This is a genomic window from Roseateles sp., from assembly GCF_052436255.1.
GTDB lineage: Bacteria > Pseudomonadota > Gammaproteobacteria > Burkholderiales > Burkholderiaceae_C > Pelomonas.
This window is the reverse complement of record NZ_JBQVNP010000147.1, coordinates 1-12,939: the sequence shown is the minus strand read 5'-3', so window position 1 is coordinate 12,939 and position 12,939 is coordinate 1. Positions and strand designations below refer to the sequence as shown.

The 12,939-nt window shown below is 66.9% G+C and carries 16 protein-coding genes; 2 read left to right on the top strand and 14 right to left on the bottom strand.

Going from position 1 to position 12,939, the window contains the following annotated elements:
• The 7 genes from holA to ACT6S0_RS22800 all read right to left on the bottom strand — a co-directional run.
• On the bottom strand, positions 1-801 hold an 801-nt coding region (gene holA, locus ACT6S0_RS22830), incomplete at its 3' end, for a DNA polymerase III subunit delta (RefSeq protein ID WP_444766055.1).
• A gap of 2 nt (positions 802-803) precedes the next feature.
• Positions 804-1,289 carry an LPS-assembly lipoprotein LptE gene (locus ACT6S0_RS22825; RefSeq protein WP_444692098.1) on the bottom strand — a complete coding sequence of 162 codons (486 nt, stop codon included), beginning with the start codon at positions 1,287-1,289 and terminating at the stop codon, positions 804-806.
• Positions 1,289-3,919: a leucine--tRNA ligase gene (leuS, locus tag ACT6S0_RS22820; protein WP_444692099.1), complete on the bottom strand. Its 2,631-nt coding sequence runs from the start codon at positions 3,917-3,919 to the stop codon at positions 1,289-1,291. Before leuS ends, ACT6S0_RS22825 begins: the two co-directional genes overlap by 1 nt.
• Before the next feature lie 39 nt (positions 3,920-3,958).
• Positions 3,959-4,384, bottom strand: coding sequence for an ExbD/TolR family protein (locus ACT6S0_RS22815; protein ID WP_444692100.1), 426 nt, complete (start codon positions 4,382-4,384; stop codon positions 3,959-3,961).
• On the bottom strand, positions 4,384-5,028 hold the full coding sequence (locus tag ACT6S0_RS22810) for a MotA/TolQ/ExbB proton channel family protein (RefSeq protein WP_444692101.1): 645 nt from the start codon (positions 5,026-5,028) through the stop codon (positions 4,384-4,386). Before ACT6S0_RS22810 ends, ACT6S0_RS22815 begins: the two co-directional genes overlap by 1 nt.
• Position 5,029: 1 nt before the next feature.
• Positions 5,030-5,767 carry a 4-hydroxy-tetrahydrodipicolinate reductase gene (gene dapB / locus ACT6S0_RS22805; RefSeq protein WP_444692102.1) on the bottom strand — a complete coding sequence of 246 codons (738 nt, stop codon included), beginning with the start codon at positions 5,765-5,767 and terminating at the stop codon, positions 5,030-5,032.
• Positions 5,764-6,342 (bottom strand): outer membrane protein assembly factor BamE, encoded by a 579-nt coding sequence (locus ACT6S0_RS22800; protein ID WP_444692103.1) that lies wholly within the window; start codon positions 6,340-6,342, stop codon positions 5,764-5,766. The genes dapB and ACT6S0_RS22800 overlap by 4 nt, the downstream gene beginning before the upstream one ends.
• 102 nt (positions 6,343-6,444) lie before the next feature.
• On the opposite strand from ACT6S0_RS22800, the gene fur reads away from it, so the two are divergent.
• Complete coding sequence (gene fur, locus ACT6S0_RS22795; protein ID WP_444692104.1) at positions 6,445-6,888, top strand: ferric iron uptake transcriptional regulator; 444 nt, start codon at positions 6,445-6,447, stop codon at positions 6,886-6,888.
• 171 nt (positions 6,889-7,059) lie between these two features.
• Here the strand turns inward: fur and hprK are convergent, their stop codons facing one another.
• The 3 genes from hprK to hpf form a co-directional block, all read right to left on the bottom strand.
• Positions 7,060-8,016 (bottom strand): HPr(Ser) kinase/phosphatase, encoded by a 957-nt coding sequence (gene hprK, locus ACT6S0_RS22790; RefSeq protein WP_056268809.1) that lies wholly within the window; start codon positions 8,014-8,016, stop codon positions 7,060-7,062.
• A 52-nt stretch (positions 8,017-8,068) separates the two neighbouring features.
• Positions 8,069-8,539, bottom strand: coding sequence for a PTS sugar transporter subunit IIA (locus tag ACT6S0_RS22785; protein ID WP_444692105.1), 471 nt, complete (start codon positions 8,537-8,539; stop codon positions 8,069-8,071).
• Between the two features lie 254 nt (positions 8,540-8,793).
• Positions 8,794-9,135 carry a ribosome hibernation-promoting factor, HPF/YfiA family gene (hpf, locus tag ACT6S0_RS22780; protein WP_056268812.1) on the bottom strand — a complete coding sequence of 114 codons (342 nt, stop codon included), beginning with the start codon at positions 9,133-9,135 and terminating at the stop codon, positions 8,794-8,796.
• 414 nt (positions 9,136-9,549) lie between these two features.
• On the opposite strand from hpf, the gene corA reads away from it, so the two are divergent.
• Positions 9,550-10,539: a magnesium/cobalt transporter CorA gene (gene corA, locus ACT6S0_RS22775; protein WP_444692106.1), complete on the top strand. Its 990-nt coding sequence runs from the start codon at positions 9,550-9,552 to the stop codon at positions 10,537-10,539.
• An 88-nt stretch (positions 10,540-10,627) separates the two neighbouring features.
• Here corA and ACT6S0_RS22770 read toward each other — a convergent pair whose 3' ends face one another.
• The 4 genes from ACT6S0_RS22770 to ACT6S0_RS22755 form a co-directional block, all read right to left on the bottom strand.
• A complete protein-coding gene (locus tag ACT6S0_RS22770; RefSeq protein ID WP_444692107.1) occupies positions 10,628-11,044 on the bottom strand; it encodes a nuclear transport factor 2 family protein in 417 nt (138 codons plus the stop codon).
• A complete protein-coding gene (locus ACT6S0_RS22765; RefSeq protein ID WP_444692108.1) occupies positions 11,041-11,799 on the bottom strand; it encodes an SDR family NAD(P)-dependent oxidoreductase in 759 nt (252 codons plus the stop codon). The genes ACT6S0_RS22770 and ACT6S0_RS22765 overlap by 4 nt, the downstream gene beginning before the upstream one ends.
• Positions 11,796-12,332: a DUF3833 domain-containing protein gene (locus ACT6S0_RS22760; RefSeq protein ID WP_444692109.1), complete on the bottom strand. Its 537-nt coding sequence runs from the start codon at positions 12,330-12,332 to the stop codon at positions 11,796-11,798. The genes ACT6S0_RS22765 and ACT6S0_RS22760 overlap by 4 nt, the downstream gene beginning before the upstream one ends.
• Positions 12,329-12,939 (bottom strand): MFS transporter (locus tag ACT6S0_RS22755; RefSeq protein ID WP_444766054.1); only part of this gene is annotated, 611 nt, incomplete at its 5' end. The genes ACT6S0_RS22755 and ACT6S0_RS22760, both read right to left, overlap by 4 nt.

Genomic DNA, 12,939 nt, shown 5'->3' with positions numbered 1-12,939 from the left:
GGCGCGCACGCGGGCCAGCGCCCGCGCGTCTTCCGCCAGCGTCCAGTGCACCAGCACGGCGGCCTCGCCCTCGGCCTCCAGGCCGTCGAGCATGCGTAGCAGCCTTGGCACCGCGCCCGACAGCACGGCCTCGCTGAGCTTGAAGACGTCGAAGCGCGCGACGTCCAGCACGGCGGCTTCGATCTGCTCCAGCGTCAGTTCGCCCTTGGAATGCAGGAGGGCCAGCTTCTGCAGCTCCTGGTGGGCGGCCAGCAGGTTGCCCTCGACGCGGTCGGCGAAGAAGCTCAGGGCGCGCTGCCCGTCTTCGCCCTCGGGCACGGACTGACCCTGGGCCTTGAGGCGCTGGGCGAGCCAGGCCGGCAGCATGCGGCGCTCCACGGGCTCGACGCGGATGGACGCGCCATTGCCGTCCAACGCCGTGAACCAGGCGCTGGACAGCTGCGTCTTGTCCAGGCGCGGCAGCGTCACCAGCGTCAGCACATCGTCGGGCGCGGCTTGCGCATAGCGCTGCAATGCATCGGAGCCGTCCTTGCCGGGCTTGCCGCTCGGAATGCGGATCTCGATGAACTGGCGCTCGGCAAACAGGCTCATCGCCTGCGCCGCAGCCAGCACCGGGGCCCAATCGAAATAGGCACCGGAGACGATGAAGATCTGCCGCTCGCCAAAGCCGTTGGCGCGCGCGGCGGCGCGGATCTGGTCGGCCGCCTCCTGGGCGAGCAGGGGCTCGTCGCCATGGACGGTGTAGATGCGGGCCAGCCCCTTGCTCAGGTGGGCCTGCAGGCCTTCGGCGCGCAGCTGCATGTTTAGGTGGGGAGCTTGACGGCTGCGAGGCGGCGCATCACCTGGGCGATGGCGTCGGATTGCATGGCGCCGTAGAGGTTGGCGGCCTCCTGCTCCTTGGCCAGCGCGTCGCTCTCGGTGAAGTTCATGTCGCGCGCCAGGCGCAACTCGACCTTGGGTACGAGCAGCTCGCCGCCAGCCGTGCGGATCAGGTAGTCGAACTGCAGGCGCAGCTGGAACTCGCGCACCTGACCGGCACTGTTGGACGCGACGACGGTGCGGTCGCGGTATTCGCGCAGCGCCTCCAGCACGACCTGGGCGCGGGCGGGGTCGTCCAGCAACTGCACGGGGGTGCGCTTGATCTGGCGCTTGAGGCCGGCGGCAAGCGGGGAGTCCGCCGGGAAACCGGTCAGCGCCAGCGTCTGGAAGGGCAGCACCGGCTCGCGGCGCAGCTCAAAGCCGCAGCCGGCCAGGGCGGTGAGCCCGAGAAGCGCGAGACGACGCTGCATCACACCACCACGTTGACGAGGCGGCCGGGCACGATGACGACCTTCTTGGGTGCCTTGCCTTCACTGAACTTGGCGAACTCGGGGTTGGCGAGCGCGGCGGCTTCGATGGCGGCCTTGTCGGCCGACGCCGGCACCTTGACCGAGCCGCGCAGCTTGCCGTTGATCTGCAGCATCAGCTCGATCTCGTCCTGCACCAGCGCAGCTTCATCAACCGTGGGCCAGGGCGCGTCGAGCAGGTCGCCCAGTTCGGCCGCAAAGCCGAGGTCCTGCCAGAGCTGATGGGCGATGTGCGGCGTGGCGGGGTAGAGCACGCGCAGCAGCACCGAGAAGCCATCGCGCACTGCGGCCGACTGCCCCTCGCCCTTGAATCCTTCCAGCGCATTGAGCAGCTTCATCGCGCCTGACACGACGGTGTTGTACTGCATGCGCTCGTAGTCGTAGCTGACCTGCTTGAGCACGTTGTGCACCTCGCGGCGCAGCGCCTTGCCGTCGCCGTTCAGCTTGGCGAAGTCGGTGCCGGCGCTCTTGATCGTGTCGGCATTGCGCGCGCCGAAGTTCCACACGCGCTTCAGGAAGCGGTGGGCGCCCTCGACGGCCGCGTCGTTCCACTCCAGCGTCTGCTCCGGCGGCGACGCGAACATGACGAACAGGCGGGCCGTGTCGGCACCGTACTGGTCGATCAACGCCTGCGGGTCCACGCCGTTGTTCTTGGACTTGGACATGGTCGTCATCTCGTACTCGAGCGGCGTGCCGTCCTTCTTCAGCTTGGCGCCGGCGATGCCGCCCTTGTCGTCGTGGATGACGTCGATCTCGTGATCCCAGTAGTAGTCCTTGCCGCCGCCCTCGGGCTTGTGGAAGAACGCGCCCTTCAAGACCATGCCCTGCGTCAGCAGCTTCTCGAACGGCTCGCTGATCGTGACCAGCCCCATGTCGCGCATCGCCTTGGTCCAGAAGCGCGCGTACAGCAGGTGCAGGATGGCGTGCTCGATGCCGCCGATGTACTGGTTCATCGGCATCCAGTACTTCGTGCCCTCGGCCACCATGGCCTGCTCATTCGTCGGATCGCAGTAGCGCATGAAGTACCAGGACGAATCGACGAAGGTGTCCATCGTGTCCGTCTCGCGCTGGGCCGGCTTGCCGCAGCTCGGGCAGGCGACGTTCAGGAAGGCGGCGTGCTTGTTCAGCGGGTTGCCGCTGCCGTCCGGGATCAGGTCGTCCGGCAGCACGACGGGCAGGTCCTTCTCGGGCACCGGCACGACGCCGCAGTCGTCGCAGTGAATGATCGGAATCGGCGTGCCCCAGTAGCGCTGGCGACTGACGCCCCAGTCGCGCAGGCGCCAGGTGGTCTTCTTCTCGCCCAGGCCCTTGTCGGCCAGCAGTTCGGCGACCTTGTTGACGGCATCGACATGCGACAGGCCGTCCAGCATGCCTGAGTTGACGCAGCGCGCCTTCTGCTTGTCGCCGTACCACTCACTCCACTTCTTGTCGTCGTAGGCCTGGCCTTCGACGGCTATGACCTGCTTGATCGGCAGCTGGTACTTCAGCGCAAATGCGAAGTCGCGCTCGTCATGCGCCGGCACGCCCATCACGGCGCCGTCGCCATAGCTCATCAGCACGTAATTGCCGACCCAGACCTCGACCTGCGCGCCCGTGATCGGGTGCGTGACGAACAGGCCCGTCGGCACGCCCTTCTTGTCCTGCGTGGCCAGTTCGGCCTCGGTCGTGCCGCCGGCCTTGCATTCCTCGATGAAGCGGGCGACCTCGGGCTTGGTCTTGGCCGCAACGGTGGCGAGCGGGTGCTCCGGCGCGACGGCGCAGAAGGTCACGCCCATGATGGTGTCGGCGCGGGTCGTGAACACCCAGAGGCGCCCGCCGCCGCCTTCGATGGTGTGCGGGAACGCAAAGCGCACGCCCTGGCTCTTGCCGATCCAGTTCTCCTGCATCAGCCGCACGCGCTCGGGCCAGCCGCTCAGGTAGTTGGGGTCGGTGGGATCAGCAACCGCCGACAGCAGCTCTTCGGCGTACTGCGTGATCTTCAGGTAGTAGCCCGGGATCTCGCGCTTTTCCACCAGCGCGCCCGAGCGCCAGCCGCGGCCGTCGATGACCTGCTCGTTGGCCAGCACCGTCTGGTCTACCGGGTCCCAGTTGACGACCTGGGTGCGGCGCTCGGCGATGCCTTTTTCGAGCATCTTCAGGAACAGCCACTGGTTCCACTTGTAGTAGCTGGGCTGGCAGGTCGCGACCTCGCGGCTCCAGTCGATGGCCAGGCCCATGGCCTGCATCTGGCCCTTCATGTGGGCGATGTTGGAGTAGGTCCACTGCGCCGGCGGCACCTTGCCCTTCATCGCGGCGTTCTCGGCCGGCAGGCCGAAGGCGTCCCAACCCATCGGCATGAGGACGTTGTAGCCCTTCATGCGCAGCTGGCGGGCCAGCATGTCGTTGATCGTGTAGTTGCGCACATGGCCCATGTGCAGCTTGCCCGAGGGGTAGGGCAGCATGGAGCAGGCATAGAAGTGCGGCTTGGACGCGTCCTCGGTGACGCGGTAGGCATCACGCTCCGTCCAGTAGGCACGGGCGGCGGCTTCGATCTCGTTGGGGTTGTAGCTGGGCGCTTCGGTCTTGGCGTTCATGCGCCAAATTGTAGGTGGCGCCCCCCGGCGGTCCTTCGCTCAGGGGGCCGATGCCGCGGCCTGCGCGACAAAGGCGATGCGGTTCAGCCCGGCTGCCTGCACCCAGCCGATCAGCTCGGCCACCTGGCCATAGGGCACGGTGCGGTCGGCGCGCAGCTGCACCTCCAGCTGCGCATTGGCGCGGCCGAGGTCGGCCATGCGCTGCTGGAAGGCCTGCGGCGCCAGTTCGTCCTCGCCGATATGGAGCTTGCCGTCCGGCGTGATGGCCACGGCGATGAAGCTCGGCGCGTCGCTCGGCGTCGCGGCATCGCTGTTGGGCAGGTCCAGGCGCAGCGAGGCTGTCATCAGTGGCGCGGTGATCATGAAGATGACCAGCAGCACCAGCATGACGTCGATGAGCGGTGTCATGTTGATGTCGCTCATCGGCCGCGACGCCTCAGGCTTTTCGAGGCGGCCAAACGCCATCAGTCGTGGTCCAGCAACTCGCGCAGGTCATGCGCGAAACCTTCCAGGTCGGCCTCGCAAGCCGCAACGAGCTTGCCGAAGACGTTGTAGGCCAGCACGGCGGGGATGGCGACCGCCAGGCCCGCGGCCGTCATGATCAGCGCCTCGCCGACCGGGCCGGAGATCTTCTCGATGGTGATGTTGCCGGCCGCCGAAATGCTGACCAGCGCGTGGTAGATGCCCCAGACGGTGCCGAACAGGCCGACGAAGGGCGCGGTGGCGCCGATGGAGGCCAGCATCACCTGGCCGAAATGCAGCTTGGCCAGCACGATATGCAGCGCATCGCGCAGGCGCCGGGTCAGGCGTGATTCGCGCTTGCCGGCCGCTTCCAGCGTGGCACTGCGCGTCTCAGCCGTGGCGGCGTCCAGCAGTGGCAGCAGCAGGCCCTCGGTGTCGAAGTTTTGCAGCGCGCTGCGGCCTTCGGTCACGCCCGCTGCCGCCCAGAAGGCGGGTACCGCGCGCGCCAGGCCGCGGCGCGCGCGGCGCAGCAGCCAGGTCTTCCACAGGATCAACGCCCAGGCACTGACGGACATCGCCAGCAGCAGCAGCGCAACCGCGCGGCCGACCAGGTCGCTTTGGGCCCAGAAGTCCGCGAAGCCGCCCATATCAGGTGTTGAAGCCCAGGACGTCGTTCATGCCGAACAGGCCCGTTGTCTTGCTCGCAAGGAAGCGGGCCGCGCGCAGACTGCCTTGCGCATAGATGCCGCGGTTGCTGGCCTTGTGGCTGACTTCGATGCGCTCGCCGGTGCCGGCGAACAGCACGGTATGGTCGCCGATGACATCGCCGCCGCGTACGGTGGCAAAGCCGATGGTCGACGGATCGCGCACGCCGGTGACGCCTTCACGGCCGTAGACGGCGCATGCTTGGAGGTCGCGCCCCAGTGCGTCGGCAACGACCTGGCCCATCTGCAGGGCCGTGCCGCTGGGCGCGTCGACCTTGTTGCGGTGGTGGGTCTCGATGATCTCGATGTCGAAACCCTCGTTCATTGCCCGCGCCGCCATGTCGAGCAACTTGAGCACGACGTTGACCCCGACGCTCATGTTGGGGGCGAAGACGATGGCCGTGCGTTCGGCGTAGCTGGCGAGTTCGGCCTTCTGCGCTGCGTCGAAACCGGTCGTGCCGATGACGGCCCTGACGCCGAGTTCGGCGCATATGGACAGGTTGGACAACGTCGCTTCGGGCCGCGTGAAGTCGATCAGCACGTCGGCGCCGGCCAGGCGCAAGGCAAGGTCATCGCCGCGGCTCAGCGCGGCGTGCAGCGTGCAGTCGTCGGCGGCCTGCACGGCCGCGACGAGCATCTGGCCCATGCGCCCGGAAGCGCCGGCGATGGCGACCTTGATCACGAACCCGTTCCCGGCTTGGCGTCCAGCGGCGGGTAGACGCGGCCGGGCGCCGGGCCTTCGGCGGCCGCCGTCGGCGCGGCTTCGGCGCTGCGCTTGGGCGGCGGCAAGGCGCTGCGCTCGGCTTCGCTCAATTCGAGCTTGGGCTGCTTGCCGTCGGGCTTGAAGGTGTTGATGGCGGCGACGAAGTCTTTCTCGGCCGGCAGATCGTCGGGCACGTCGAGGGATTTCAGCTTGTCGCCGTCGAACTGCGCGATGACCAGGCGCTGCTGCGGCGCGGCGCCCTGACGGCGGATGGTGAAGACGTAGTCCCAGCGCGATTCATGGAAGATGTCGGTCAGCAGCGGCGAGCCGAGCAGATCGCGCACCTGTGCCTTGGGCATGCCAGGCTTGACGCGCGCCACCATTTCCTTGGTCAGCACATTGCCCTGCACCACCTCGACGCGGTACGGCGTCAGCACACCCAGCACCTTCTCGCCGGTGACGGAGGGCAGCGAAGGCAGGGAATCCCAAGTCGGCAGGTAGGAGCAGCCGCCAAGCAGCGCAATCAGCGGGAGAGAGGCAAGCAGGGGACGCATGGGGCGGCTGGACAGAGTGCGGAAAGTGCCCGCCGGAAGCTCGGCTGGCTATGATCGGCCGGATTCTAGCGGGGCCCCCTTCGTGGCCCCGGCACATGCGCCATGACCAGCTCTTCCGCCAAGAACCAGACCAGCGACATCAAGAACAGCGGCCTCAAGGCGACGCTGCCGCGCATCAAGATCCTCGAGATCTTCCAACGCTCGGCGCAGCGCCACATGACGGCCGAGGATGTCTACAGGGCCCTGCTGGGCGAGGGGGCCGATATCGGCCTGGCCACGGTTTACCGCGTGCTGCAGCAGTTCGAGCAGGCCGGCCTGTTGAGCCGCAATCATTTCGAAACTGGCAAGGCGGTCTACGAGCTCAACGAGGGGCACCACCACGACCACCTCGTCTGCCTGAATTGCGGCAAGGTCGAAGAGTTCTTCGACCCCGGCATCGAATCACGCCAGCACGCCATCGCCACCGAGCGCGGCTTCCAGCTGCAGGAGCATTCGCTGGCGCTGTACGCGACCTGCGTGAAGCCCGACTGCCCGAACCGCAGCTGAGACGACGCCCCTTGCCCAGGCTCTCCGTGCTGAACGCCGGAGGGCCCGGTCCGTCCCCCCATGGGACGGCGATGTTTGCGGCAGGGCGCCGCAAGCACATCGCCAGCGCGGGTCGACTTGGAAGCGGCCCGGCGCTCGGCCCGCATGGACAACCGCGCTGCCGCAGGCGGCTCAATCCATCGAGCCGTTGTCGATGGCGCGCTGATGGCGCTCGACGAATTCCTTGTAGGTGTCGATACCGCGCAGCTGCAGGATGGTGTTGCGCACCGCGGCCTCCACCAGCACCGCCAGGTTGCGGCCGGCGTCCACCGCGATGACGACCTTGCGCACCGGCATGCCCAGCACATCTTCGTACAGCGGCTCGTAGGGCAGGCGCTCGAAGTCGCGCTCCATCGTCTCCTTGCGCACCAGGTGGACGATGAGCTTCAGGCGCATTTTGCGGCGCACGGCGGTCTCACCAAAGATGGACTTGATGTCCAGCAGGCCGATGCCGCGCACTTCCAGCAGGTTCAACAGCAACTCGGGGCAGCGGCCTTCGATGGCGGTCTGCGCGATGCGGAAGAAGTCGACCGCGTCGTCAGCGACCAGGCCGTGGCCGCGTGAGATCAACTCCAGGCCGAGCTCGCTCTTGCCCAGGCCCGATTCGCCCGTCAGCAGCACCCCCAGGCCCAGAATGTCCATGAAGACCCCGTGGCGGGTGGTGCGGTTGGCGAACAGCTGCGACAGATAGCCGCGCACCAGGTCGATGACATGGCCGGCGGATTCATTGGTGCGGAACAGTGGGATCTCGGCGCGGTCGCACATGGCCACCAGGCGTGACGGCGGCACGGAGTCGTCGGCAATGATGATGACCGGCGGTTCCAGCGTGACGATGCGCGAAATGCGGCGGTCCTGGACTTCGGTGCTCTCCTGGTTCAGATACGCGACCTCGCGACGGCCGACGATCTGCACCCGGTAGGGGTGGATGTAGTTCAGATAGCCGACCAGGTCGGCCGCGCTCTGCGCATCGCGCACGGCGGCTTCGTCGAAGCGGCGCTCCGGGTGGGCGTGACCGGCAATCCATTCCCAGCGCAAGGCCTCGCGGTGCTCTTCAAAGAGGCGCTCGGCGCTGATCGACGTGGGTTTCAATTCGGATTTGCAGCCAAAACCAGGGGTTTACGCGAAGCGCGCAAAAGGGGCATCAAGCGACGGACTTGAGCGGTTCCCAAGCCGCGATGAGCCTGTGCAGCGTGGCGCCATCCGCCTCGGCCTTGAGCTGTTCGCGCAGTTCGCGGTCAGACAACATCTCGGCGATCTCGGACAGGATCTCCAGATGACGCTGCGTCGCGGCCTCCGGTACGAGCAGGAAGATCAACAGGCTGACCGGCTCGTCGTCGGGTGCATCGAAGGCGATCGATTGCTGCAGGCGCAACACGGCGGCGAGCGGATTCTTCAGACCTTTGACGCGTCCATGCGGAATGGCGACACCGTGACCGAGGCCGGTCGACCCCAGGCGCTCGCGGGCGAACAGGTTGTCGGTGACCAGCGCCCGGGCCATCTGGTGGTGGTTCTCGAACAGCAGGCCTGCATGTTCGAAGGCGCGTTTCTTGCTGGACGCATCCACGTTCACCAACACGTTGTCGGCGGGCAGGATGGCGGCGAGACGGTTCATGGGCGGAGGCCTGGCGTCGGGGGGGCGCCGGGTGGGCGCGGCCGTAGCCGGGGCATAAGGGTCAATCAGAGCCGCAGATTATGGAACCGCAGGCCGATTTGGGGTGGGCGACAGAGGCGCGACGCGTGGAAAACATCTCTGGCGACCCTCGAATGCGGGTTTTTGCGGCACTGCAGCAACAGGGCGACCGCGGCGGATTGCTCCGCCAAAAAGCGAAAGCGGCCCGCAGGCCGCCGTGAGATGAGCCAAAGGGCTCAGGACGCCGAGACCTCAAGGCGCTTGGCCGAGGCGTGGTGGTGATCCTGCACCTTGTCCTTGTGGCGGCAAACCTGGCGGTCCAGCTTGTCCATCAGCTGGTCGATGGCGGCGTACAGGTCCTCGTGGGATTGCTCTACAAAAATGTCGCGGCCCTTGACGTGGAGTGTCACTTCGGCGCGCTGGCGGCGATCCTTTTCCTTTTGCTTCTCTACGGTCAGCAGGACGTTGATGTCAACGACCTGGTCGAAGTGGCGGGTCACACGGTCCAGCTTGGTGAGTACGTACTCGCGCAGAGCCGGCGTGACTTCGAGATGATGGCCACTGATCGTCAGATTCATAAAGCCTCCTTTCAGAGGAATAGGTCGGGGAAAACGAACCGGAAAACTGAGAAACGACAGAAGAGGGAGAGTAGAGGGAGGGTCTTTTCAGGTAGCGGAGGTGGGTGGAGTGAGGAAATCGACGAGCCCAGTTTGCGCGCGAAGCGCCCGCATGACAAGGGGATGACGGTGACGGTTTGTGGCCTTCGAGGCCTCGTTCCTGAGGCTTCTTTCACGCTCTGGCCGGGTGCAATAATCCGCAGCTATTCCCCCCACGGAGAGCTTCTTGGACAGCGATCACCCTCGGTGACCGTCCCTCCCGCCGCCGGCCTTCTCAAAGGCTGAGCCCGCCCGGAGTGAGACGGTCGACCTGAATCCCGCCACCCCGGACGGCAACTGCCGTCTCCCCTCCGCCAGCGCCGCTGGAGACGATGCATGCTGAATGTTTTCACGCTGGACAACGGACGCCTCAAGGGCGGGCTGTTCCAGGAAGAGATCGAGACCGCTGAGGACCTGGCACTGTCGCGCCCGGTCTGGGTCGACCTGGAGAGCCCGAGCGCCGAGGAGAAAGGCTGGATCCGCGACCGCTTCGGCCTGATCATTCCCGAGGACATCGTCGACGAGGATCTGGAGGAGTCGGCGCGCTTTTACGAGGAAGACAACGGCGAGCTGCACATCCGTTCCGACTTTCTCATCGAGGGTGACGAGTCGGGCGAGGGCAAGCCGGCGCGCAATGTGCGCGTGGCCTTCATCCTGTTCAACAACATCCTGTTCTCCATCCACAACGAGGACCTGCCCGTATTCCGGCTGCTGCGGCTGCGCGCGCGGCGCATCCCGGCGTTGATCGAGGATGCCAAGGACGTGCTGCTCAAGCTCTACGACGCCGACGCGGAGTATTCGGCCGACGTGCTGGAGGGCATCTACGACAAGCTCGAGGCGGTCAGCGTGCGCGTGCTGAAGAGCGAGGTCACCGATGCCGAGGCTGGCGAGGTGCTGTCGGCCATCGCACGAGAGGAGGACCTGAACGGCCGCATCCGCCGCAACGTGATGGACACGCGCCGCGCGGTCAGTTTCATGATGCGCAGCCGCATGCTCAACGCCGAGCAGTTCGAGGAATCGCGCCAGATCCTGCGGGACATCGATTCACTCGACTCTCACACGGCGTTCTTGTTCGACAAGATCAACTTCCTGATGGACGCCACTGTCGGCTTCATCAACATCAACCAGAACAAGATCATCAAGATCTTCTCGGTTGCCAGCGTCGCACTGCTGCCGCCCACGTTGATCGCGTCCATCTACGGCATGAACTTCCAGCACATGCCCGAGTTGACCTCGCGCTGGGGCTATCCCTTTGCCCTCGTGCTGATGCTGCTGTCCGTCGCGGCACCCTTCATCTACTTCCGCCGCAAGGGTTGGTTGAGATAGACCACCCCCTACGCGCTTCGCGCGCCCCCTCAAGGGGGCACTGCCGTGGCCCGGCAAGCCGGTTCTACGGCAGTCGCGCGGTAAGCCGTCACGTCGCGCGCAGCTGGCGTTTGAGCAGACGCATCAGCGCGCCCAGCACCGGCAGCTTTTCATAAAGTTCCTCCGCGGCGTCCCAGTAGTCGCGGTGGTCGACGACGAGGCCGGCAGCATCAAAGCGCAGGTGGCTGGCGCCACGGATGACGAGGTCGCCGGCATGGAAGTCCCAGCCGAGGAAGCATTGGTCGCCCTGGACGATGGCATGGCGAACGACGAAGCGCGGCGTTTTGACGGTCTCGAACATGTGCGCGAAGACGCGGCGCACGGCCGCGCGGCCGCGGACCTCGTTGAAGGGGTCCTTGAAGCTGCAGTCGTCGGCATACAGCGCGACCAGGCTGTCCAGGCCAGCGGGTGACAGCGCCTCATAGCCCGCGATCAGCGCGGCGGCGCGTGGGTCGGTGTGCTTCATCGGGTCATCCGGCTGACGAGCTTGAAATAGGCGCTGTCGCCCAGCAGGCGCAGCAGCTTCATCAGGCGCGTGAAGCGCTTGGGGAAATGGACCTCGAACTTACCAGCGGCCCAGCCGGCCAGCATGGCGGCGGCGGCCTGCTCGGGGCTGATCTCCGCGGGCATGCGGAAGTCGTTCTGCGCCGTCATGGGCGTCGTCACGAAGCCCGGGTGGACAACCGAGACGCCGATGCCGCGGGGCTGCAGGTCAAGGTAGAGAGCCTCGGCCAGGTGCGTCAGCGCGGCCTTGCTCGGCCCGTAGGCCAGCGCCTTGGGCAGGCCGCGGTAGCCCGCCACGCTGGAGACCAAGCTCAGATGGCCGCCGCCCGCGGTCAGCAACTGGGGCAGCAGCGCGTCGAGCAGGTTCAGCGCGCCGACGTAGTTGATGTCGAGGTGGCGCCGTGCCTCGGCGAGGTCGAATCCCGTCGCGCTCATCGGCCGGTAGTAGCCGGCGCAGTAGACGCACAGGTCGGGCGCTCCGATCTGGGCGACGGCGGCGTGCAGGGCCGGCAGGTCCATCACGTCCAGCGCCAGCGCGTGGCTGCCTGGGTGCAGCGCGACGAATTCGTTGAGCAGGGCCGCCTGCCGCGCCGACACGATCACCCGCGCGCCGGCCGTGTGCAGGGCGGTCGCGGTGGCGCGGCCGATGCCGGTGGAGGCGCCGACCAGCCACACCGTCTTGCCCTGCCAGTTGCGCAGCTGCGGATTGAGGCTCATGGTTTCTTGTAGAACGACAGCGTCACATCGCCCAGGTGGAAGCCGAACTTGCTCATGCGCGCCTTGTTCAGCATGACCCGGTCGTCCATCAGATACATCCAGTCATCGAACTGCACGTCGTAGGTCTTGCCGTCCACCGGCAGGCGCAGGGTATAGCTCCAGCGCAGCGCATTGCCGCGTGCCTCCCCGGTCGCCTCGCCGACGACATCGGCCGCCGTGCCGCGGTAGCGGCCATTGCCCAGCGAGGTGATGGTCCAGACGCGGCGCTCGGTCTTGCCGTCGCTGTAGATGAGGTCTTCCTCCAGCGTGCCGACGTCGCCCTGCCAACGCCCCATCAACTGCACGACAAAACGTCGCTTCACCTTGCCGGCGCGGTCGGTGAACAGGCCGTGGGCCGTCATCGGTCCGTTGAAGTAGGTCTTCAGGTCCAGCGTCGGTTTCTCGGCAGCGTAGTCCTCGGGCACGGGGGCGCTGGCGCAGCCGGCGAGGGCGACAGTGGTGACGAGGGTGGTCAGCAGCAGGCGTCGGTTCATGGTGGGGTGGCGATGAAGTGGCGATAGAGCAGCGCTGCCGCAGCGAGCTTGAGCGCGCAGGGCAGCAGGCAATAGGCGATGGTCAGGGCTTGCAAGGCCTGCGGGTCGCGCTGACCTGGCGCATAGCCCAGGGCCTGCAACAACGGCAGCGCCAGACCGGCGGCAACGGCCAGGTTGAGCTTGGTGGCGGCATTCCACCAGCCGAAGAAGGCGCCCTCGGCGCGCCCGGCCAGGCCAGCGCGCTGGATGACGCCGGCCAGCAAGGCCCCGGGCACGGCCAGGTCGGCGCCGAGTGCCGCGCCGCTGGCGATGCAGACGGCGAGAAAGCCGCCGTGATCGCCCGCCCCGAGCGCGGCGGCCCAGGCAAACGTCGCAATCGACAGCAGCATGCCCAGGCCCCAGGCGCGCGCCTGGCCGAGCCGGGCGATGACGCGCAGCCACAGCGGTAGCGAGATCACCGCGGCGGCGAAGTAGCTGGCCAGGAAGAGGCCCTGCGAGGCCGGCAGCTGCAGCCGGTCGTCGATGAAGAAGAGCAGCAGCGTGGCCGGCACGGCTGCGGCGATGCCGTTGAGCAGGAAAACGGCGAGCAGGCGACGGAACTCGGGCG